General features: G+C 64.7%; 21 protein-coding genes. 13 read left to right on the top strand and 8 right to left on the bottom strand.

Translation table 11 applies throughout. The annotated features are described in order from the left end of the window. Positions 1 to 239 precede the first annotated feature (239 nt). Positions 240 to 1958, top strand: coding sequence for an arginine--tRNA ligase (argS, locus tag ACFOKJ_RS15780; RefSeq protein WP_390281371.1), 1719 nt, complete (start codon positions 240 to 242; stop codon positions 1956 to 1958). Between the two features lie 224 nt (positions 1959 to 2182). Here the strand turns inward: argS and ACFOKJ_RS15775 are convergent, their stop codons facing one another. The 3 genes from ACFOKJ_RS15775 to ACFOKJ_RS15765 are packed head-to-tail and all read right to left on the bottom strand — an operon-like array spanning position 2183 to position 5320. Beyond that, the gene (locus ACFOKJ_RS15775) at positions 2183 to 2836 is read right to left on the bottom strand and encodes a TetR/AcrR family transcriptional regulator (protein WP_390281369.1); all 654 of its coding nucleotides are present in this window, start codon (positions 2834 to 2836) and stop codon (positions 2183 to 2185) included. After that, on the bottom strand, positions 2833 to 3696 hold the full coding sequence (locus ACFOKJ_RS15770; RefSeq protein WP_390281367.1) for a mechanosensitive ion channel family protein: 864 nt from the start codon (positions 3694 to 3696) through the stop codon (positions 2833 to 2835). The genes ACFOKJ_RS15775 and ACFOKJ_RS15770 overlap by 4 nt, the downstream gene beginning before the upstream one ends. 13 nt (positions 3697 to 3709) lie before the next feature. Then, positions 3710 to 5320 carry a peptide chain release factor 3 gene (locus ACFOKJ_RS15765; protein WP_390281364.1) on the bottom strand — a complete coding sequence of 537 codons (1611 nt, stop codon included), beginning with the start codon at positions 5318 to 5320 and terminating at the stop codon, positions 3710 to 3712. A 198-nt stretch (positions 5321 to 5518) separates the two neighbouring features. Here ACFOKJ_RS15765 and ACFOKJ_RS15760 point away from each other — a divergent pair, with 198 nt between their 5' ends. The 8 genes from ACFOKJ_RS15760 (at position 5519) to ACFOKJ_RS15725 (ending at position 12538) form a co-directional block, all read left to right on the top strand. Continuing rightward, positions 5519 to 6133, top strand: coding sequence for a riboflavin synthase subunit alpha (locus ACFOKJ_RS15760; protein WP_390281362.1), 615 nt, complete (start codon positions 5519 to 5521; stop codon positions 6131 to 6133). Positions 6134 to 6505: 372 nt separating this feature from the next. Next, positions 6506 to 7621, top strand: coding sequence for a bifunctional 3,4-dihydroxy-2-butanone-4-phosphate synthase/GTP cyclohydrolase II (gene ribBA / locus ACFOKJ_RS15755; protein ID WP_390281871.1), 1116 nt, complete (start codon positions 6506 to 6508; stop codon positions 7619 to 7621). 45 nt (positions 7622 to 7666) lie between these two features. Then, positions 7667 to 8134, top strand: coding sequence for a 6,7-dimethyl-8-ribityllumazine synthase (ribH, locus tag ACFOKJ_RS15750; protein WP_390281359.1), 468 nt, complete (start codon positions 7667 to 7669; stop codon positions 8132 to 8134). Between the two features lie 37 nt (positions 8135 to 8171). Further along, positions 8172 to 8621 (top strand): transcription antitermination factor NusB, encoded by a 450-nt coding sequence (nusB, locus tag ACFOKJ_RS15745; protein WP_390281357.1) that lies wholly within the window; start codon positions 8172 to 8174, stop codon positions 8619 to 8621. Between the two features lie 109 nt (positions 8622 to 8730). After that, entirely contained in the window at positions 8731 to 9675 is a 945-nt protein-coding gene (gene thiL, locus ACFOKJ_RS15740) for a thiamine-phosphate kinase (protein ID WP_390281355.1), read from the top strand. Then, positions 9659 to 10147 (top strand): phosphatidylglycerophosphatase A family protein, encoded by a 489-nt coding sequence (locus ACFOKJ_RS15735; protein WP_390281352.1) that lies wholly within the window; start codon positions 9659 to 9661, stop codon positions 10145 to 10147. The genes thiL and ACFOKJ_RS15735 overlap by 17 nt, the downstream gene beginning before the upstream one ends. Positions 10148 to 10211: 64 nt before the next feature. Continuing rightward, the gene (locus ACFOKJ_RS15730) at positions 10212 to 11897 is read left to right on the top strand and encodes a diguanylate cyclase domain-containing protein (RefSeq protein ID WP_390281350.1); all 1686 of its coding nucleotides are present in this window, start codon (positions 10212 to 10214) and stop codon (positions 11895 to 11897) included. A 170-nt stretch (positions 11898 to 12067) separates the two neighbouring features. Further along, on the top strand, positions 12068 to 12538 hold the full coding sequence (locus tag ACFOKJ_RS15725; protein ID WP_390281348.1) for a hypothetical protein: 471 nt from the start codon (positions 12068 to 12070) through the stop codon (positions 12536 to 12538). A 51-nt stretch (positions 12539 to 12589) separates the two neighbouring features. On the opposite strand, the gene ACFOKJ_RS15720 is transcribed toward ACFOKJ_RS15725, so the two are convergent. From ACFOKJ_RS15720 to ACFOKJ_RS15700, 5 genes are all read right to left on the bottom strand, one after another. Continuing rightward, entirely contained in the window at positions 12590 to 12958 is a 369-nt protein-coding gene (locus tag ACFOKJ_RS15720) for a cupin domain-containing protein (protein WP_390281346.1), read from the bottom strand. Positions 12959 to 13429: 471 nt separating this feature from the next. Then, complete coding sequence (locus tag ACFOKJ_RS15715; protein WP_390281344.1) at positions 13430 to 13582, bottom strand: hypothetical protein; 153 nt, start codon at positions 13580 to 13582, stop codon at positions 13430 to 13432. 16 nt (positions 13583 to 13598) lie between these two features. After that, positions 13599 to 14177 carry a LexA family protein gene (locus ACFOKJ_RS15710; protein WP_390281341.1) on the bottom strand — a complete coding sequence of 193 codons (579 nt, stop codon included), beginning with the start codon at positions 14175 to 14177 and terminating at the stop codon, positions 13599 to 13601. A gap of 138 nt (positions 14178 to 14315) precedes the next feature. Further along, the gene (locus ACFOKJ_RS15705) at positions 14316 to 14927 is read right to left on the bottom strand and encodes an SAM-dependent methyltransferase (RefSeq protein ID WP_390281338.1); all 612 of its coding nucleotides are present in this window, start codon (positions 14925 to 14927) and stop codon (positions 14316 to 14318) included. Between the two features lie 33 nt (positions 14928 to 14960). Further along, the gene (locus tag ACFOKJ_RS15700; RefSeq protein ID WP_390281336.1) at positions 14961 to 15569 is read right to left on the bottom strand and encodes a YecA/YgfB family protein; all 609 of its coding nucleotides are present in this window, start codon (positions 15567 to 15569) and stop codon (positions 14961 to 14963) included. Between the two features lie 88 nt (positions 15570 to 15657). Here ACFOKJ_RS15700 and ACFOKJ_RS15695 point away from each other — a divergent pair, with 88 nt between their 5' ends. The 4 genes from ACFOKJ_RS15695 (at position 15658) to ACFOKJ_RS15680 (ending at position 19739) form a co-directional block, all read left to right on the top strand. Continuing rightward, complete coding sequence (locus ACFOKJ_RS15695) at positions 15658 to 16572, top strand: pseudouridine synthase (RefSeq protein ID WP_390281333.1); 915 nt, start codon at positions 15658 to 15660, stop codon at positions 16570 to 16572. Beyond that, a complete protein-coding gene (gene mobA / locus ACFOKJ_RS15690) occupies positions 16569 to 17177 on the top strand; it encodes a molybdenum cofactor guanylyltransferase MobA (protein WP_390281331.1) in 609 nt (202 codons plus the stop codon). The genes ACFOKJ_RS15695 and mobA overlap by 4 nt, the downstream gene beginning before the upstream one ends. 78 nt (positions 17178 to 17255) lie before the next feature. Then, positions 17256 to 18551, top strand: a complete 1296-nt coding sequence (locus ACFOKJ_RS15685) for a voltage-gated chloride channel family protein (protein WP_390281329.1) — start codon at positions 17256 to 17258, stop codon at positions 18549 to 18551. A gap of 6 nt (positions 18552 to 18557) precedes the next feature. Continuing rightward, on the top strand, positions 18558 to 19739 hold the full coding sequence (locus tag ACFOKJ_RS15680) for an MFS transporter (RefSeq protein ID WP_390281327.1): 1182 nt from the start codon (positions 18558 to 18560) through the stop codon (positions 19737 to 19739). The last annotated feature ends 242 nt before the right edge of the window (positions 19740 to 19981 follow it).

The following is a 19981-nucleotide window of genomic DNA, read 5'->3' as shown; positions in this document are numbered from 1 at the left end:
GTCGGCGATACGGCGTTAAGGTCGACTCAGATATGCGCATTTACTCTGTGTAAACTCCGCTTCCTCAGTCGTCTTCGCCTTGTCTCGCTCTAGCTCGCTAGATCGTGAACACGCTCTAAGCCCGCCTGCAGCTTGTGGCCAACTTCAAGGTTGGCCGCAAGCCTGCTTTGGCCGTAAAATTGCTGCATTGCATTTACACCGGACGCCATCGCGTCCGGTTTTGATTTCCAGAGGCCCGCATGACCATCCAGCAACTGATCAACGACCGCGTCGTCGCCGCTCTGGCCGCCGCCGGTGCGCCGGACGCCCCGGCCGTAGTGCAACCCGCTTCCAAGCCGGAATTCGGCGACTATCAGGCCAACGGCGTGATGGGCGCGGCCAAGGCGCTGAAAATGAACCCGCGCGCGCTTGCCGAGCAGGTAATTGCCAAGCTGGACCTGGCCGGTATCGCCGACAAGGTGGAAATCGCCGGCCCCGGCTTCATCAACATCCATCTTGATCCGACCTTCCTGGCTACCCGCGTCGAGGCGGCGCTGGCCGCTGACGCGCTGGGTATCGCCAAGGTGGCGCCGCAGAAGGTGATGGTGGAGTACTCCTCGGTGAACCTGGCCAAGGAAATGCACATCGGCCACCTGCGCGGCGGCATCATCGGCGACGCGCTGGTGCGGGTGAACAGCTTCATCGGCCACGACGTGGTACGCCAGAACCACGTGGGCGACTGGGGTACCCAGTTCGGCATGCTGGTGGCACACATGGTGGAGTCCCGCGCCGCGGGCGAAGCCGACCTGGAGCTGAAAGACCTGGACGTGTTCTACAAGCACTCCAAGAAACGCTTCGACGACGATCCGGCCTTCGCCGACCTGGCGCGCGATTACGTGGTGCGCCTGCAGTCCGGCGATGCCGAGGTGCTGGAGCTGTGGCACCAGTTTGTCGCCCTGTCGCTCACGCACTGCAACGCCATCTACCAGAAGCTGGGTCTGCTGCTGAACGACGGCGACGTGCGCGGCGAAAGCGCCTACAACGACGACCTGCCGGTGCTGGTGGAAGAACTGCGCCAGCAGGGCCTGCTCACCGAGGACCAGGGTGCGCAGGTGGTGTTCCTTGAAGAGTTCAAGAACAAGGAAGGCGAGCCGGCGGCCTTCATCGTGCAGAAGCAGGGCGGCGGCTACCTGTACGCCACCACCGATCTGGGGGCCATCCGCTTCCGCGTGAACAAGCTGGGCCTGGATCGCTGCCTGTACGTGGTGGATTCGCGCCAGAGCCTGCACTTCCAGCAGCTGTTCACCACCGCGCGCAAGGCCGGCTGGCTGCCGCAGAGCGCCGACTTCCAGCACATCGGTCACGGCACCATCATGGGCCCGGACGGCAAGCCGCTGAAGACCCGCTCCGGCGAGAACATCAAGCTGGTGGAACTGCTGGACGAGGCCATCGAGCGCGCCTTCCAGCTGGTGAGCAGCAAGAACGCCGAGCTGCCGGAAGCCGAGCGCCGCCAGATTGCGGAAGCAGTGGGCATCGGCGCGCTGAAGTATGCCGACCTGAGCAAGAGCCGTAACACCGACTACATCTTCGACTGGGATTCCATGCTCAGCTTCGAAGGCAACACCGCGCCGTACCTGCAGTACGCCTACACCCGCGTGCAGAGCGTGTTCCGCAAGGCCGAGGATTTCGACCTTGCCGCCAAGGTTGTCATCGCCGAGCCGGCCGAGAAACAGCTGGCGGTAGCACTGGCGCAGTTCGAAGACGTGGTATACGCGGTAGCCGACAGCAGCCAGCCGCACCATCTGTGCAGCTACCTGTACAACGTGGCCACGCTGTTCTCGCGCTTCTACGAAGCCTGCCCGATCCTGAAGAGCGAAGGCGCGGTGCGCGCCAGCCGCCTGCAGTTGGCTGCAGCCACCGCCAAAACGCTGCAGACCGGCCTCGGCCTGCTGGGTATTGCCGTGCTGGAAACCATGTAAGCGGTTTCGCGTCAGCCTGCTGCCGTCACAAGGGCCTTGCGTATCTGCGCAAGGCCCTTGTCTTGTCGCCAACGGCTACCAGCGTCTGGCCAGCAGATGAAGCAACCGGCTCTTGCGCAAATACCCTAGCAATTCGCCATGCTCGCCGATGACCGGTGCGGGAATGCTGTGCCGCGGCGGCCACGCGGCGGAATAAGGCCTGCGGCCAGTGTTGCCCGCAGGCCTTATTCCGCCGCGTGGCGGTGTTGCAGCGCGTTGAAGGCGGGCAGGAATTCCGGGGTGACGTAGGGCTTGAGCAGGGCCAGCACCTGGCGCACGCCGCGGTGGCCGGAGGCTTCGGTAATCGGCGCCTTGGGGCGGGCAGTCTGTTCGAAGGCGAACCAGAATTTCACCACCAGCCAGATGTTGACCGATACCGGGGCAATGTCTTCCAGCTCCATTTTCAGCAGGCCAAGACGAATGAATTCGCGGAAATGGCTTTCCAGGATGGTTTGCAGCTCGCTGTTGACGAACTGGTGGTAGTCGGCCTGCAGCTGCGGGTTGCGTGCCATCAGCCCTGGCAGGTCGTAGAACATGAAGCGGAAGCGCCACATCGCCTCGAAGGCGGTGTCCAGGTAGTTCACCAGGTCGCCCACGTTCATGCTGCGATCCTGTGGTACCGCCAGACGCTCGGTAATGAAGCGGTGGTAGCGCAGGAAGATCTGGTAGACGATCTCTTCCTTGTTGCGGAAGTGGTAATACAGGTTGCCCGGGCTGATGCCCAGGTGCGAGGCGATGTGGTTGGTGGTGATGTTGCGCTCGCCATGTTCGTTGAACAGCGCCAGGCTTTGTTCAACGATGCGGTCGTAGGTCTTGATCCGTGGTCTGGACGTGGTCATGGCGTGTCGGCATGGTGTGCCGGCGGGCTGTCGCCCTCCGGGAAACAGGTGAACATGAAGCGGCGCAGAATGGCCTGCTCCACGCGCTGACGCTCGCGTGGCGGTACCGCGTAGCGCAGGATGATGCGGTATTCCTTTTCGCTGGCCGGTTGCAGCGAGATGCGCGGCGCCACCGAAGGGGTGTCCAGCAGCAGCTTGCTTTCCAGCATTGCCATGTGATTGCGGGCGTCTTCCAGGTAGGGGGCGCAGGTTTCGTCGGCAATCTGCTGCAGCACGCGCTCGGCCCTGGATGGCTTCACGCTGTAGGGCAGTGGCACGGTGAGGATGTGCATCACGTAGTCGCCGGTGAAGTTCTCGCGCGCCACCGGCTGGGTGAGCAGCATGCTGTTGGGAAAGCTCAGCATGCGGCCGGTGATCTGGTGTGCATCGTGGCGCGGGCCGATCTCCAGCACGGTGGTGGACAGCATGGTGATGTCCATCACCCGGCCGCGCAGGGTGCCGATCTCGATGATGTCGCCCAGCTGGTAGCTGTTACCCAGCGAGCGCACCAGCCCGCCGCCCAGGCACATCAGCAACTCCTTGGTGGCCACCACCAGCGCGGCGGCGAAGGCCACCATCGACAGTGCGATGGTCTGCAGCTCGCGCGCCCAGATCACCACCAGCCCGGCCAGCCAGATGATGATCATGGCGTTGCGCACGTTCACCATCCAGCGGCGGCGGGTTTCCACCGGCACCTGCGGGTTGGCCGCAATGGTGCGGGCAATGCTGCCATGCAACAGCAGCAATACCAGCAGCAGCACCCCGGTGCGGGCCAGGTCGGTGCCGTAGTCGTGCAGCAGGGTGGCTAGCCAGGCGGGCATGGGCGGTTCCGGCTCAGTCGTTGAGTTTTACCGCGTGCTCGCGGGTTTCGTGGAACACGATGTCCGGCCAGCGCTCCTGGGTCAGCGCCAGGTTGACGCGGTTGGGCGCCAGGTAGGCCAGGTTGCCGCCGGCGTCGGTGGCGATGTTCATCACCAGCGCGTCGGTAAACTCGGACAGCTTCTTGCGGTCGTCGCAGCTGAACCAGCGTGCCGACCAGATATTGCAGGATTCGAATACCGCATCCACGCCGTACTCCGCGGCCAGGCGCGAGGCCACCACTTCGAATTGCAGTACGCCCACCGCGCCCAGAATCAGGTCGCCGCCGCTGTGCGGCTTGAACACCTGCACCGCGCCTTCTTCGCCCAGCTGTTGCAGGCCTTTCTGCAGCTGCTTGAGCTTCAGCGGGTTCTTGATGCGCACGCTGCGGAACAGTTCCGGCGCAAAGAACGGAATGCCGGTAAATACCAGCTCCTCGCCGGAACTGAAGCTGTCGCCGATCTGGATATTGCCGTGGTTTGGGATGCCGATGATGTCGCCGGCAAACGCTTCTTCCACGATCTCGCGGTCGTGCGACATGAAAGTCACCACGCTGGAGGCGGCAATGTCACGGTTCAGGCGCAGGTGCTTCATCTTCATGCCGCGCTCGAACTGGCCGGAGCACACGCGCAGGAAGGCGATGCGGTCGCGGTGTTTCGGGTCCATGTTTGCCTGGATCTTGAACACGAAGCCGGAGAATTTTTCTTCGGTCGGGTCCACGATGCGGGTGGTGGCATCGCGCAGCTGTGGAGCCGGCGCCCAGTTGATCAGCGCATCCAGAATCTCGCGCACGCCGAAGTTGTTGATGGCGGAGCCGAAGAATACCGGGGTCAGCTCGCCGGCCAGGAACTCGTCCAGGCTCCAGTCGTTGGAGGCGCCTTTCACCAGTTCGATTTCCATGCGCAGCTGTTCCATTTCCAGCGGGAACAGCTCGTCCAGGCGCGGGTTGTCGATGCCCTTGATCACTTCGATATCGGTGATCAGCTTCTCGCTGCCGGCTTCGAACAGGATCACTTCATCAGACAGCAGGCTGTACACGCCGCGGAACGATTTGCCCATGCCGATCGGCCAGGTAATCGGCGCGCAGCGGATCTTCAGAATGCTTTCCACCTCGTCCAGCAGCTCCAGGCTGTCGCGCACTTCACGGTCGTACTTGTTCATGAAGGTGACGATGGGCGTGTTGCGCAGGCGGCAGACATTGAGCAGCTTGATGGTCTGCTCCTCCACGCCCTTGGCGGCGTCGATCACCATCAGCGCGCTATCCACCGCGGTCAGTACGCGGTAGGTGTCCTCGGAGAAGTCCTGGTGGCCCGGGGTGTCCAGCAGGTTGACGGTGTGGTCGCGGTAGTCGAACTGCATTACCGACGAGGCCACCGAGATGCCGCGCTGCTTTTCGATCTCCATCCAGTCGGAGGTGGCGAACTTGCCGCCTTTCTTGCCCTTCACCGTGCCGGCCATCTGGATGGCGCCGGAGAACAGCAGCAGTTTTTCGGTCAGCGTGGTCTTGCCGGCGTCGGGGTGGGAGATGATGGCGAAGGTGCGGCGGCGCGCAACTTCGGCGGCAATGCGGGTCAATTCGGCGGACATGGCTCGGGTCGGTTGGGAAATTCGGGAAAAACAGCGGATTGTACTTGAGTTTGCCACTGGCGTAGAGGGGGATGCAGGCTGGCGCCGACGGCAACATGCCAGTGTGTCGCTGCTGCGGCCAACCTTGATGCCGTCAGGGTCGGCTTTTGTCGCTCGGCGCGCTACAATTGCTGCTTTGCCGCAACGGAGAGATAGCCAATGTTCACCGGTATCGTGCAGGGAATGGCGCCAGTGGTGGCCATCGAGGAAAGGCCGGGGTTCCGCACCCATCGGGTAGCCTTGCCGGCCGAACTGCTGCCCGGCTTGCAGATTGGCGCTTCGGTAGCGCACAACGGCTGCTGCCTGACGGTGACCCGCATCGACGGCGAGCAGGTGAGCTTCGACCTGATGGCGGAAACGCTGCGGCTCACCAATCTGGGCGAGCTGCAGGTGGGCAGCATGGTCAACGTGGAGCGCGCCGCGCGCTTTGGCGACGATATCGGCGGCCATGCCATGTCCGGCCACATCATGTGTACCGGCGAGGTGACCGAGGTGATCATTTCCCCGGACAACCGCACCGTGTGGTTCCGCCTGCCGATGGAGCTGGCCAAGTATGTGCTGAAGAAGGGCTATATCGGCATCGATGGCTGCAGTCTTACCATTGGCGACGTGCAGGGCGACCGCTTCTGCGTGCACCTGATTCCGGAAACCCTGCAGCGCACCCTGATGGGAGTGCGCCAGGTAGGCGACCGCGTGAATATCGAGATCGACCCGCAGACCCAGGCCATCGTCGATACCGTGGAACGGGTACTGGCAGCCAGGGCGGGGCAGTAAGGCAAGATGCTGTTTGCGGAAATCCCCAATTCTCCACGTGGACTGGCACAGGAAAACGCCTGGCAGCAACGCTGCCGCGAGCTGCAGCAGCCCTGCGTGGTGGTACGCATTACCGGCATGGGTCATGCCGACGTATGCTGGGACGCCATTACCTATAATCCCTTGCGTGACCAGGCGCTGTTCGACCTGGATGTGCATGCGGTCAGAAGCATTTTTCAACACCATGCCGGCAGTCGCTCGCACTGCTACATCGAAGAGGGCATGGTGACGTTTACCCGTCTGGAAATCGAACATGCACGCGCTGCTGCCGCAGCACTGTACCGGCTGGTGCAGCGTGTTGCAGGGCAGCCAGAGGCTACAGAGGACAACAACATGACTATCTCCCCGATCCAGGACATCATTGCCGACATCAAGGCGGGCAAAATGGTGGTACTGATGGACGCCGAGGACCGTGAAAACGAAGGCGACCTGGTGATGGCTGCCGAGCACGTGACACCGGAAGCCATCAACTTCATGGCCAAGTACGGCCGAGGCCTGATTTGTCTCACGCTGACCGAAGAGCGCTGCAAGCAGCTCAACCTGCCGATGATGGCCACCAACAACGGCACCAGCTTCGGCACCAACTTCACGGTATCCATCGAGGCGGCCGAGGGTGTGACCACCGGCATTTCCGCTGCCGACCGCGCCCATACCACGCTGGTAGCGGTAGCGCGAGATGCGCGGCCAACCGACATTGTGCAGCCGGGCCATGTATTCCCGCTCAAGGCACAGAAGGGCGGCGTGCTGGTACGCGCCGGCCATACCGAGGCTGGCTGTGATCTGTCCCGCCTTGCCGGGCTGGAGCCGGCGTCGGTGATCTGCGAAATCATGAACGACGACGGCACCATGGCGCGTCTGCCGGAACTGCTGGAGTTTGCCCAGCAGCACGGACTGAAGGTGGGCACCATTGCCGACCTGATCCATCACCGCAGCCGTACCGAGTGTTTTGTGGAGCAGGTAGGGCAGCGCCAGCTGGAAACCCCGTTCGGCACCTTTGCGCTGCATGTGTTCCAGGATGTGCTGACCAAGGCCACCCACCTGGCGCTGGTATGCGGCCAACCCGATGCCGAGCGCGACACCCTGGTGCGCGTGCATGAACCGCTGTCGGTAATGGACCTGCTGGATCCGATGGGGGGCAAGCACAGCTGGACCGTGCCGCATGCCCTGGAGGAAATCGCCGAACAGGGCTGTGGCGTGGTGATCCTGCTGCATCGCCCGGAATCCGGCACTGACCTGTTGGCGCGCGCACTGCCGGAAAAGCAGGATGCTGCGGTACGCCAGCGCTGGGACAGCAAGACTTTCGGTATTGGCGCGCAGATGCTGCGTGCGCTGGGGGTGGGCAAGATGAAGCTGATGGCCTCGCCGGTGAACCTGCCGTCGATGACCGGTTTCGGCCTGGAAGTGACCGGCTTTGCACAGCCGGAACACGTACACATCGATTTGGATTAGAATACGCGCCTTTTGTGATTGGTTTTTGCTGCAAGGAGCTGCCGCATGCTGGATCAGGTCAATACTATCGTTCCCAACCTCAACGGCAAGGGTCTGAAAATCGGCGTGGTCATGGGCCGCTTCAACGACACCGTTTGCCACGGCCTGCGTGATGCCTGCCTGGCCGAACTGGTAAAGCTTGGCGTGGATGCCGGCGACATCACCCTGGCCACCGTGCCGGGCGCGCTGGAAGCCCCGCTGGTGCTGCAGACCATGGCCAAGTCCCGTGCCTTCGATGCACTGATCGCACTGGGCGCGGTGATCCGTGGCGAGACCTATCACTTTGAACTGGTATCCAACGAATCCGGCGCTGGCGTTACCCGCGTCGGCCTGGATTTCGACATCCCTATCGCCAACGCCATCCTCACCACCGAAAACGACGAGCAAGCCGAAGTGCGCATGTCGGTAAAAGGTCGCGAGGCAGCGCAGGTGGCGGTAGAGATGGTCCATCTGCACAAAGCCCTGCGCGGCTGATCTGCCGCGCCCGCTCTTTACCGAAGGAATAGCCGTAATGAAAACTGCCCGTCGCCGTGCCCGTGAATATGCCGTTCAGGGCATCTACGAATGGCAACTGAATGCCGACCGCCCGGCTTCGCTGATTGAAAAACACCTGCGCGAGAACGACTACTTCCCGAAAGCCGACGAAGCACTGTTTCGCGAGATCCTGTTCGGCGTGCTGAACGATGCCTCTCATCTGTCCCGGCTGCTGGTACCGTTCTACGACCGCGATGCCGCTGAGGTAAGCCCGGTGGAGCGTGCCATCATGCTGATGGCGGCCTTCGAATTGACTGCCCATCCGCAAACGCCGTGCCCGGTAATCATCAATGAGGCCATCGAAATCGCCAAGACTTTCGGCGGCACCGACGGCCACAAGTTCGTCAACGGCGTACTGGACAAGCTGGCCGCAGAAGTGCGCGCCGATGAAGTGCAGGCGATCCGCACCCGCCGCCAGGGCGCCTGAGCCATCGCATTTAGTTGCTGACAACACCCGCCACGGCGGGTGTTTTTCGTAGGGCGTTTCCACTCGCTCGCCTAAGCGCAGGGTAGTGTGGGCATGCTCCTGGTAAATCATGAACGAATTTGATCTGATCCGCCGCTACTTCACCCACGCCGCCAGTGGCGCGGTACTGGGAGTGGGTGACGATGCCGCCATCCTGCGGCCAACACCCGGCCATGATCTGCATGTCTCTGCCGACATGCTGGTGTCCGGCCGCCACTTCTTTGCCGATGTCGATCCGGAAGCGCTGGGGCACAAGACGCTGGCGGTGAACCTGTCCGACATGGCCGCCATGGGCGCCGTGCCGCGCTGGGCGCTGCTTACCCTGGCGCTGCCGCAGCTGGACGAAGCCTGGGTGGCGGCATTCGCGCGCGGCTTTTTCGGCCTGGCGGCGGCGCATGGCGTCAGTGTGGTGGGTGGTGACACCACCCGCGGCCCGCTGACGCTGTCGGTCACCATCATGGGCGAGGCACCGCAGGGGCAGGCGCTGCGGCGTGACGGTGCGCGCCCCGGCGACGATATCTGGGTGTCCGGCCAGCTGGGGCTGGCGGCTGCCGCGCTGCAGCAGCGGCTGGGCAAGCTGCCAGGCATCGCGCTGCCGGCTGCATGCCTGCAGCAGCTGGAGCGCCCGCAGCCGCGCGTGGCACTCGGCCAGCAATTGCTGGGCATTGCCCACGCCGCGCTGGATGTCTCCGACGGTTTTGCCGCCGACCTGTCGCATATCCTGCAGCGCTCGCACTGCGGCGCCGAGGTATGGCTGGATGCGCTGCCCACCCACCCGGCGCTGCAGCCGTGGCGGGCGCAGCTGCTGCCGTGCATTGCCGCCGGCGGTGACGATTACGAGCTGTGCTTTACCGCACCGCCGGAGTGCGCGGCCAAAGTAGAAGCTGCCGCCGCGCATGCCGGCGTGGCGGTGAGCAGGGTTGGCCGCATCAGCACCGTTCCCGGCCTGCGCCTGCTGGCTGCCGATGGTGCGGAAGTGCAACTGGAAAGGCTGGGCTATGACCACTTTGCCTAAGCCGGATCGACGCTTTCTGCTGACCAGCCCGGCGCATTTTCTGGCGCTGGGTTTCGGTAGCGGCCTGATCACGCCTGCGCCCGGCACCTGGGGCACGCTGGCGGCGCTACCGCTGGCCTGGTTGCTACTGCAGCTGGGCATCAGCGGGGCTGTGCTGGCCTGGCTCACGCTGCCGCTGTTCCTGCTGGGGGTGTGGGTGTGCGACCGCACCGGCCGCGCGCTGGGAGTGGCCGATAGCGGCCATATCGTGTGGGATGAAATCGTGGCCATGCTGCTGGTGCTGGCCTTTGTGCCGGCCACGCCGCTGGCCTGGCTGGCGGCCTTTGTGGCGTTTCGCGTGTTCGATATCGTCAAGCCGTGGCCGATACGCTGGCTGGATCGCCATGTACATGGCGGTTTCGGAGTGATGCTGGACGATATTGTGGCGGGCATCTTTGCCACAGTCGTATTGAAATTTATCGATTTGATATGAATCAGGCATTGTTTTGCCGCTTTCGCCTGCGTAGGATGAGGCCAAATTTTTTGCGGCAATAGCTATGCGGTTTCATGTGGACGATGGCTTGATTGCAGGCCTGGCTCATATCGAACAATGCTGGCTGGTGCTGGATGCGCATGGCGTGATACGCCATCGCAACCCACCGGCCAGTTTGCTTTTGGGTGGCGATTTGCTGCCGGGTCAGCCGTTGCCGGCAATGCAGCCCTGTGCCTTGCCGCGCGAACTATGCGGCCTGCTGGAGCTGCAGCAATTGCAGCTTGGCGAGTTGACGCTGGGAGCACAGTTGCAGCCGGCGCAGGGCGGGCTGCAACTGTGCCGGTTGGTGGATCTGGCGCCGGTGCTGCAGCAGGAGCACGAACGGCGGCAGCGCGAGCGTTACCTGTCGGTGCTGTCCGAGCTGTCCAGCCTGGCGGAAAAGAACCGCATCCGCCGGCTGGAACTGGCACTGCAATACGCCGCGCAGGCGCTGGAGCTGCAGGCCGGCATGGTGGCGCGCTACTGTGGCGATGCGCTGGAGGTGGTAGCGCACAGCGCACCGCAGGACTACCGCCACGGCGCCATGTTGCCGCTGGAGTTGGTGTACTGCGAACACACGCTGCGCAGCAACAGCCTGCAAGCGGTGCACGACATCCTGGACAGCGTGCTGGCCGACAGTGCCTGCTACCGGCAGACCGGCATCCGCAGCTATATCGGCATGCCGCTGGAGGTGGATGGCCAGCGTTTTGGCACGCTGGCGTTCTGGGGCCAGACGCCGCACGCACCGTTTACCGAGGCCGATGCCCAGTTCGTGCGCCACCTGGCGCGCTGGGTGGCGGTGGGGCTGGAGCGCAAGCTGGCCGCAGACGAGCTGTCGCTGTCCTATCGCATCCTGGAGGAGCAGCTGGACTGGCTGCGGCTGGCCGGGCAGGTGGCCCGCCTGGGGCACTGGAGCTATGCGCCGCAAACCGGCTGGGTAACGCTTTCCGCCGAGGCCTGTGCGCTGCTGGCACTGCCGCGCCAGCACCTGCCGCTCAGCGAAGTGGAGCGGCGCATGGTGGTGGAAGACCGCCAGCACTGGCGCAAGGCATTTGCCGCTTGCCTGTATGAAAGCGGCGAGTTGCAGCAGGAGGTGCGTCTGCGGCAACAGGATGAGCGCGTCAGCTGGCTGGCACTGCGCGCGCAGCTGGTGGAGCGCAGCGAGGGGCCGCTGCTGTTCGGCGTGCTGATGGATGTGACCGAGGCCAAGGAAGCGCAGCAGCTGATCCTGTACCAGGCCTCGCACGATGGGCTTACCGGCTGCGTCAACCGCGTGCTGCTGTTTGACCGGCTGGAGCAGGAAATTCGCCGCAGCGAGCGGTTGCAGCAGCAGTTCAGCCTGCTGTTCATCGATCTGGACCGTTTCAAGCAGGTAAACGATCACCACGGCCACGATGCCGGCGACAAGGTGCTGATGGCGATTGCCAACCGCCTGCAGCGCATGCTGCGCGCCACCGATACCGTGGCGCGTGTGGGCGGCGATGAATTCGTCTTGCTGTTGCCGGGGCTGGCGCCGGGGCGCGACCTGGCATTGCTGCAGCAACAGGTGCTGGCCCAGATCGAGCGCCCGGTGCGCGATGGCCGGCATCAATACCGGGTGTCAGCCAGCATCGGCGTGGCCAGCTTCCCGCAGGATGGCGGCGATGCCGGCGCGCTGCTGAAGTTTGCCGACAGCCGCATGTACCAGGACAAGCGGCCGGCAAGGCACTGACAGCCTGTTCACCATCTGCTGCGCGTCGTGAAATGTTAGGCGGTGAGTGCACCTTGTCTTACTCTGGCTCGCCAGATCGTGAACACACCCAGCGACGCCGCTGCCGGCTGCGCCGCATATCGTGTTCTATACTTTCACACCGGGTGGTGAATCAACGGGGGGGGGCTGTCATGGGCAGCATCAATTCCGTGGCTGGCGGTGCCGGGGGTGTGCAGTACGGCGGCCAGCAGCAGTTGCAGCAGGCAAAGCGTAATGCCCGCCAGCTGGAGCTGTCGGCGCAAGATCTGCAAGCCCAGGCCAGGGTGGCGCAGCAGGACGCCGACCGCAAGCAGGCCGAGGCCGACGAGCTGTCGCAGCAGGCCAGCCGCAGCCGGCAGGCAGCCAGTCAGACCCGGCTGGGTGTGGCGGCGGCGCAGGCGCGGGACAGTAGCCTGCAACAGCTGTCCAGCCGGCTGGACCAAGTGGTGCAGACCACTGGTGCCACGCAGCAGGGTACGGCGGACAGCACCGGCGCTGCGTCAGGCGCTGGCGCCAGCCCAGCCAGCCTGGTCAACTCCAACGCCACGGCGAGCGGAGCCACTCAGCCGCAGGCAGCGGGCAGTGCCGGCGGTGTGGGGCAATTTGTGGATGTTTTTGTCTGAACGCGCCGGGGCGTGGCGGTGCCAGCGTTGGCCGCACGCCCGGTGGGTGTGTCAGTGTGGCTTGGCGTATTTGGCCACCCCGGTGAAGTCGATCAGCACGCAGCGCCGGTCGCCAACAACCCAGGCATCGTGGCCTGGCGGCATGTAGAACGCATCGCCCGGACCATATTCCATTTCCGAGCCATCGTTCATTTTCACCACGATGCGGCCTTCCAGCACTACGCCGGTGTGGGCCGCCTGGCAGCAGTCGGTACCGACGATGGGCTTGACGTGCTCGCTCCAGCGCCAGCCCGGCTCGAACTCGCCGCGCCCCATGGTGACATCGCCAACGGTAACCACCGCCAGTCTGCCTTTGCCGTCCTGAAACGGGCGGAACTCATCCGGCTCGCTTAGGGCCTTCTTTTCCAGCATTGTTGACATGATTGCATCCTCCAGAGGAATCCCTTGTGGCAGCGGCCATGGGCGGACGAAACAGGTAGGCAAGCATGATGTGCTGCACCCGGCCAGGTGGGTAGCGGTATGCCGCTGGATGGCCGGAAGTCCGCCAAACGCTTCGCTGGAAGCGAAATCATTACCAGGCTCCGTGCGGCGTGGCTGCCGCGCCGGGTGCCGGGACTTCACTATAGGATAGCTTCAGGAGGACAGCCCCAGGCACGGAGGATGCAGCAAGGACAACGGCCACCTGCAGGGTGGCCGTGTGGGGTGGGGCATGCGGCAAGGTTGGCCGCAGGGAGTAGTCACGTAGGTTGGGTTGAATGAAATGAAGTCCAACGCTTACCGAGGCAACTCCGTCGAGCCAAAACTGTCTCGATGGTGCGCGGTAAGCGTTGGGCTTCGCTGTGCTCAACCCAACCTACGGCACTGTAGGGCAGGTTGGCCGCAGAAGGCAGCTCAGCCTACGAATTCCACCGGTACGAAGTAGCTGCGGCCGGGGCGGGTGAGCAGCACCTGCGGCTGGCCTTCCACCACGTTGCGGAAAGCGCGCGGCAGGCGTTTCCAGTCACGGAACATCATCTTGATCGCTGCGTTGTCTTGCTTGCTCATGTTTGACTCCTTGCCATCAATCCACGGCGTGGATCACGTTGGTCACGACACCCCAGATAAAGAAGCTGGCGCCTTCCGGTACTTCGATCGGCTTGAAATCCGGGTTTTCCGGCAACAGGCGGATGCGGCCGGCGGAGCGTTCCAGCCGCTTCACCGTCAGTTCGTCGTTGATCACTGCCACCACCACCTTGCCGTTGCGCGGCTCCAGTGAGCGGTCCACCACCAGCAGGTCGCCGTCGTGGATGCCGGCGTTGATCATCGAATCGCCCTTGACTGTTACCAGGAAGGTGGAGGCCGGCTTGCGCACCAAGTGCTCGTTCAGGTCGATGTCGGCTTCTTTCAGATCATCGCCCGGTACCGGCGAGCCGGCCGGCACGCGGCTGGCGAACAGCGGCAGCGACAGGTTCTGCAGCGCTTCGCCCAGCAGGGCGATATCGCCGGCAGCGTTGTTGCGCAGCCCGCGCAGGATGCGGTATTCATCCAGCCAGCTTTCCAGCACCGGTTTCAGCGGCTCCGGCACCCGCATGGCGACGGTCTTGTCACCGCCGAAGCGGGACTTGCGGCCGGCGCCTTCGCGTTTTCCACCTTGGGTCATGTGGCGTCCTCCTGTTGATTTGATTCTGTACGAATTCAAATAACAAGGCAAGAACGCCGTGCGTTACGGCGTGAGGGAGTGTGGCGTTTTTGTCGCCAAGCCAGCCGGCCCCGCCACCGGGCCGGCATGTGGAGGTGATCAGCCCGGCTTGCGGCCAAGCACCTGTAGCACCGCCGAGCGCCCGGTGTGAAAGCTGCCTTCCAGCACCTCGCGCTCGATTTCCTCGCAGCGCAGCAGCTGCAGTCCGGCGAGCTCCTGTTGCACCATGGCCGGCTCCAGCAGCATGTCCACTTCCTTCGGCCCGCCGGTGCCAAAGGCCATCTGGCGCGGGGTGTAGCCTTCCATGATCAGCAGCCCGCCCGGCTTCAGCGCGCGCACCACGCCGGCCAGCACGCGCTGGCGCAGCGCGGTGGGCAGGTGGCAGAACACCGACACGATGGCATCCCACTGCGCCTCGCCCAGCTCGTATTGCTCCAGGTCGGCAAGGGTGGCGGTGACCGACAGCCCGGCGGCGTCGGCGCGCTGTAACAGCTTGGCGAGCCCGCTCCATGCCGCATCCACCGCAGTGAGCTGGTGACCGAGACCAGCCAGGTACACCGCATTGCGGCCTTCGCCCTCGCCCAGGCTCAGCACCCGGCTGGCGGGGGCGAGCAGGCCGGCCTGTTCGCGCAGAAAATCATTCGGCGCATCGCCGTAGGCGTATTCCGGCTTGATAAAGCGCTGGTTCCAGAAGGCGGCAACGTCACTCATGGCGGGTCCTTGTGCAGAGGTAGAGCAGAGGGCTCAGGCTTCGTCTGCTTCGATCTCGGCGGCGATGCGGGCGCGGATGTCGGCGAAGAAGCGGTGAATGGCCGGTACCGCGCTGCCGATTTCGCCCAGCCAGGCGTCTTTCTGCTCGCGGCTGGCGCCGTCGATGAAGGGGCGCATTTCCGGGTCCGGGTGGCGTTCGAAGGCCAGTGCCAGAATCGGCGCCAGCGCCGGGGCGTTGTCGGCATCGTCGAACAGCAGCTGCCAGTCTTCGGCCATCAGCTGCATGCCCTGGTAGAAACCTTCCGCCCAGTCGTGGCCGTGCACTTCGCCGTTGGCATCGGCGGTCAGCCACGGGGCAAAGTCGTCGTGCTGCAGCGCATGGGCTATGTCGTGCCAGTGGCCGCTGACCAGCCGCGCGAAGCGTTCCAGCTCCTTGGGGTTGTGGAAGGCGTCGTCGTCGTCGAAGGCCTCGCCCAGAATCAGCGGCAGGCAGTCCTGCGGCGGCAGCGACTCGGGGCCGGCCAGCAGTGCGGCCAGAAAGCCGTCCAGCTGCTCCAGGTTCATTGCGCCCTGGGCAGCAAAGCGCTGCAGGATGGTTTCCAGGCGCTGGTAATCCTGTTCGCTGAGCGGGGTATGTTTCATGGCGGCCATCCGGCAAAAAGAGTAAGCCGGCATTATCCGCTAAAATGGCCGCCTTGCGCCCGCTGTGCGGGAACCCGATGGAGTATGCGTGTCAGTTCGATCCTGCCCTTTACCGCCGCGCGACGGTGTACATGCCAGCTGCGTGGTGCTGCCGCACGAGGCATGGCCCAGCCTGTTGGCCTACCTCACGCAGCGTTTTACCCACGTGGCGGACAGCTGGCAGCAAAGGTTGGCCGCAGGCGAGCTGTGGGATGACGCCGGCCAGCCACTGCCGGCTGATGCGCCGTTCCGGCCGGGCCAGCGGCTGTGGTACTTCCGCAGCGTGGCAGCGGAGTCGCCGGTGCCGTTCGATATCGACATCCTCTACCGCGATGACAGGCTGCTGGTGGTGGACAAGCCGCATTTCCTCGCCTGCGTGCCCGGTGGCCGCCACCTGCACGAAACCGTGCTTACCCGCTTGCGGCGCGACCCGGCGCTGGCCGACGCCTCGCCCATCCACCGCCTGGATCGCGAAACCGCCGGCGTGATGCTGTTCTGCCTGGAGCCGGCGGCGCGCGGCGCCTACCAGCGGCTGTTCGAGGCGCGGGCGGTATACAAGTGCTACGAGGCGATTGCACCGTATCGCACCGACCTCGCGCTGCCGCTACAGCATCGCAGCCGGCTGGAGGAGCTTCCGGGCGGCTTCGTGATGCGCGAGGTGGCCGGCGAGCCGAATAGCGACACACTGATCGAGCTGCTGCAGCGGCACGGCGACTGGGCGCAGTACCGGCTGACACCGGGCAGCGGCAAGAAGCACCAGCTGCGCGCGCACCTGGCGGCGCTGGGCATCGCCATCGCCAACGACCCGTGGTATCCGGTATTCCATAACGACAAGGCGACGGATGATTTCAGCCGCCCGCTGGCGCTGCTGGCGCGGCGCATTGCCTTTACCGACCCCATTGATGGCAGCGAGCGGGTATTCGACAGCCGGCGTGAGCTGGCCTGGCCACAGGAGGCAACATGATGAAATTGAACGGGCCGCAAGAACTGGGCGGTTTGCTGCTGGCCGGCGGCGAGGGCCGCCGCATGGGCGGGCAGGACAAGGGTATGTTGCCGTTATGTGGCCAACCGTTGGCCGCACACGTGCTGGCGCGACTGGCGCCGCAGCTGGGCTGGCTGGCAATCAGCGCCAACCGCAGCCTGGACGACTACCGCCGCTTCGGCCTGCCGCTGTGGACCGATGCCGCCGCCTGGCAGGGCATGGGCCCGCTGGCTGCACTGGCCACGACGGCAGAGCAGCTGCCTCCACATATCACGCTGCTGCAGCTGGCGCCGTGCGATACGCCGGATTTGCCGCTGGATTTATCTGCCACACTGGTGGCGGCGTTGGCAGTCAGCGGCGCCGACATCGCTCTGCCAGTAACGCCGCAGGGCCCGCAGCCGGCCTGCCTGCTGCTCAAGGTGGACGTGCTGGCCAGCGTGGCGCCGTATCTGGCTGGCGGCCAGCGCAGCATTCGCGGCTGGTTGGCCACGCAGCGGGTGGTGGAAGTGCCGTTTGCTGACGCGGCGGCGTTTGCCAATGCCAACGATCCGGCAACGTTGGCCGCATTGGCGGCCGGCCGGCAATGACAGCCGGGCAGAGTGGTCGCTTGCCATGCGGCTGGGCTACACTGCCGCATCGATAAAATCCGCTGGCAACACCCGAACATGACGCACCCCGTTCACCCGATCCATCCGGAACCCGTGCCGCTACTACCGTATATCGGCAAGTGGCTGCTGCTGTCTGCCGCGGTGGCGGCGCTGGCCGGTAGCGCCTCGGCGCTGTTCCTGTTTTCCCTGGAGTGGGCCACCGCCACCCGCGAGGCATCGCGCTGGCTGATCTGGCTGCTGCCGCTGGCCGGCTTTGCCGTCGGCTGGCTGTACCTGCGCTACGGCCAGCAGGTGGAGGCCGGCAATAATCTGCTGATCGACGAGATTCACGACCCGAAAAAGGTGATTCCGCTGCGCATGGCACCGCTGGTGCTGGGAGGCACGGTGATCTCGCACCTGTTCGGCGCCTCGGTAGGGCGCGAGGGCACCGCGGTGCAGATGGGGGGCGCGCTGGCCGACCAGCTCACCCGCCTGTTCCGCCTGCAGCATGAGGATCGCCGCATCATCCTGATGGCCGGCATCAGCGCCGGCTTTGCCTCCGTTTTCGGCACGCCGCTGGCCGGCGCGGTATTCGGGCTGGAGGTGCTGGCCATCGGCCGCCTGCGTTACGACGCGATTCTGCCGTGCATGCTGGCGGCGATCCTGGCAGATCAGGTCAGCCTGCTGTGGGGCGTGCAGCACAGCCACTATCTGGTACCGCATATCCCGGCGGTTAGCGCCTGGGGGCTGGCCGCCATGTTGCTGGCCGGCGCGGTGTTCGGCCTGGCCGGCAAGCTGTTCGCCGATGCCACCCATGCGCTGTCGGCGCAGATGAAGCGCTGGATCGCCTACGCGCCGCTGCGGCCGCTGGCCGGCGGCCTACTGCTGGCGGTGCTGGCCTGGGCACTGCCACTGGATCGTTATCTGGGCTTGGGTATTCCCACCATGGTCGAGGCGTTCCAGCAGCCGCTGGCGCCTTACGATTTTGCTGCCAAGCTGGCGCTGACGGTGTTGTCGCTGGGTAGTGGCTTCAAGGGCGGCGAGGTGACGCCGCTGTTCTACATTGGCGCCACGCTTGGCAATGCACTGGCACCGCTGCTGCAGTTGCCGCTGCCGCTGCTGGCTGGCGTCGGCTTCGTGGCGGTATTCGCCGGTGCGGCCAACACCCCGCTAGCCTCCACGCTGATGGCGATGGAGCTGTTCGGCAGTGATATCGGCATCTACGCCGCGCTGGCCTGCGTGGTGAGCTACCTGTGTTCCGGCCATTCCGGCATCTACAAGGCACAGCGGCTGGGGCAGGGCAAGCATCGACCGGTGCCGGAGGGGCTGCGATTGGGCGAGTTGCCGCGCAAGCCCGGCGCAGGGCCGGAGTAAGCCCACATGCTGGCCGCGCTGCGCAGCCTGCCGCGTACTGTCTGGCTGCTGGGGCTGATCAGCCTGCTCAACGACAGTGCCAGTGACATGCTGTACCCGCTGCTGCCGCTGTACCTGTCTTCGGTGCTGATGGCCGGGCCACGCGTACTGGGGCTGATCGAAGGCATTGCCGAAGCTACCGCCAGCCTGCTCAAGCTGTTTTCCGGGGTGATGCTGGATCGCTACGGCCGCAGCAAGCCGTGGATCGTTTGCGGTTATGCGCTGGCCGGTTTTGGTCGCCCGCTGATCGCCTTCATTTCCAGCTGGCCGTGGTTGCTGGCCATCCGCTTTGCCGACCGCATCGGCAAGGGCCTGCGCAGCTCGCCGCGCGATGCGCTGCTGGCGGCCAGTGTCGAACCGTCGCGACGCGGGCTGGCCTTCGGCCTGCACCGGGCGATGGACAATGCCGGTGCGGTAGTCGGCCCTTTGCTGGCGGCGGCGCTGCTGGCCGGTGGCGTGCCGCTGCGGCAGGTGTTCCAGTGGTCCATCGTGCCGGCGCTGCTGTGTCTGGGGCTGTCGCTGCTGCTGCGCGAGCCGCCACAGGCGCCGCTTGCCCGCACGGGTGGCTTCGATTGGCGCTGGTGCAGCCTGCCGCTGGTGATGCGGCGCTACCTGCTGGTGCTGGCGCTGTTCACGCTGGGCAATTCATCCAATATGTTCCTGCTGCTGCGCGCCAGCGAGCTGGGTGTGCCGCAGGCCGAGGTGCCCTTGCTGTGGGCGGCGGTGTCGGCGGTGGCCATGCTGTTCGGTACGCCACTGGCGGCGCTGTCGGACAAGGTTGGCCGCATGCGCCTGCTGCTGGCCGGCTACGGCAGCTACGCGCTGATCTACCTGCTGCTGGGCAGCCTCACCCACGGCGGCTGGCCGCTGTACCTGCTGATTGTCGCCTACGGCCTGTTCCTGGCCGCCACCGAGGGCGTGGAAAAAGCGTTGCTGGCCGATATTGCGCCTGCGCAGCAGCGTGGCACCGCCTTCGGCTGGTTCAACCTGGTGGCCGGCATCTGCCTGCTGCCGGCTTCGCTGCTGTTCGGTGAGCTGTACCAGCATGTGTCGCCGTTTGCCGCTTTTGCCGTGGGCGCTGGCTGCGCCGCCAGCGCCGCGCTGCTGTTGCGGCTGTGGGTGGCGCCACTGCTGCCAGCCAGGAGCTGAGCGAACCCCGCCCCCATGACAGCCTCGCTGTCACTGCGCCTTGTCGTAAATCAACAAGTGCTCGTCTGCTGCAAGCTATCGATACCGGGCCAAGTCGCCAAGAATGTTCCCACACTGGCACTTGAACACGGACACGTCCATGGCAAACCGTTATTCCTTCTGGAGCCTCTTCAAGCACGGGCTCAAACACCACGAAACCTGGCAGCCGGCCTGGCGTACACCGCAGCTCAAGCCACGCTACG

The sequence above is a fragment of the Vogesella amnigena genome (genome assembly GCF_042648905.1).
GTDB classification, from domain to species: domain Bacteria; phylum Pseudomonadota; class Gammaproteobacteria; order Burkholderiales; family Chromobacteriaceae; genus Vogesella; species Vogesella amnigena.
Note: the sequence above shows the minus strand (reverse complement) of the source record. Positions and strands in the feature narration are given on the sequence as shown.

Bases quoted from the DNA above. Each gene is read 5' to 3' on its own strand.
- argS (WP_390281371.1), top strand. From the start codon at position 240: ATGACCATCCAGCAACTGATCAACGACCGCGTCGTCGCCGCTCTGGCC.
- ACFOKJ_RS15775 (WP_390281369.1), bottom strand. From the start codon at position 2,836: ATGACCACGTCCAGACCACGGATCAAGACCTACGACCGCATCGTTGAA.
- ACFOKJ_RS15770 (WP_390281367.1), bottom strand. From the start codon at position 3,696: ATGCCCGCCTGGCTAGCCACCCTGCTGCACGACTACGGCACCGACCTG.
- ACFOKJ_RS15765 (WP_390281364.1), bottom strand. From the start codon at position 5,320: ATGTCCGCCGAATTGACCCGCATTGCCGCCGAAGTTGCGCGCCGCCGC.
- ACFOKJ_RS15760 (WP_390281362.1), top strand. From the start codon at position 5,519: ATGTTCACCGGTATCGTGCAGGGAATGGCGCCAGTGGTGGCCATCGAG.
- ribBA (WP_390281871.1), top strand. From the start codon at position 6,506: ATGACTATCTCCCCGATCCAGGACATCATTGCCGACATCAAGGCGGGC.
- ribH (WP_390281359.1), top strand. From the start codon at position 7,667: ATGCTGGATCAGGTCAATACTATCGTTCCCAACCTCAACGGCAAGGGT.
- nusB (WP_390281357.1), top strand. From the start codon at position 8,172: ATGAAAACTGCCCGTCGCCGTGCCCGTGAATATGCCGTTCAGGGCATC.
- thiL (WP_390281355.1), top strand. From the start codon at position 8,731: ATGAACGAATTTGATCTGATCCGCCGCTACTTCACCCACGCCGCCAGT.
- ACFOKJ_RS15735 (WP_390281352.1), top strand. From the start codon at position 9,659: ATGACCACTTTGCCTAAGCCGGATCGACGCTTTCTGCTGACCAGCCCG.
- ACFOKJ_RS15730 (WP_390281350.1), top strand. From the start codon at position 10,212: ATGCGGTTTCATGTGGACGATGGCTTGATTGCAGGCCTGGCTCATATC.
- ACFOKJ_RS15725 (WP_390281348.1), top strand. From the start codon at position 12,068: ATGGGCAGCATCAATTCCGTGGCTGGCGGTGCCGGGGGTGTGCAGTAC.
- ACFOKJ_RS15720 (WP_390281346.1), bottom strand. From the start codon at position 12,958: ATGTCAACAATGCTGGAAAAGAAGGCCCTAAGCGAGCCGGATGAGTTC.
- ACFOKJ_RS15715 (WP_390281344.1), bottom strand. From the start codon at position 13,582: ATGAGCAAGCAAGACAACGCAGCGATCAAGATGATGTTCCGTGACTGG.
- ACFOKJ_RS15710 (WP_390281341.1), bottom strand. From the start codon at position 14,177: ATGACCCAAGGTGGAAAACGCGAAGGCGCCGGCCGCAAGTCCCGCTTC.
- ACFOKJ_RS15705 (WP_390281338.1), bottom strand. From the start codon at position 14,927: ATGAGTGACGTTGCCGCCTTCTGGAACCAGCGCTTTATCAAGCCGGAA.
- ACFOKJ_RS15700 (WP_390281336.1), bottom strand. From the start codon at position 15,569: ATGAAACATACCCCGCTCAGCGAACAGGATTACCAGCGCCTGGAAACC.
- mobA (WP_390281331.1), top strand. From the start codon at position 16,569: ATGATGAAATTGAACGGGCCGCAAGAACTGGGCGGTTTGCTGCTGGCC.
- ACFOKJ_RS15685 (WP_390281329.1), top strand. From the start codon at position 17,256: ATGACGCACCCCGTTCACCCGATCCATCCGGAACCCGTGCCGCTACTA.
- ACFOKJ_RS15680 (WP_390281327.1), top strand. From the start codon at position 18,558: ATGCTGGCCGCGCTGCGCAGCCTGCCGCGTACTGTCTGGCTGCTGGGG.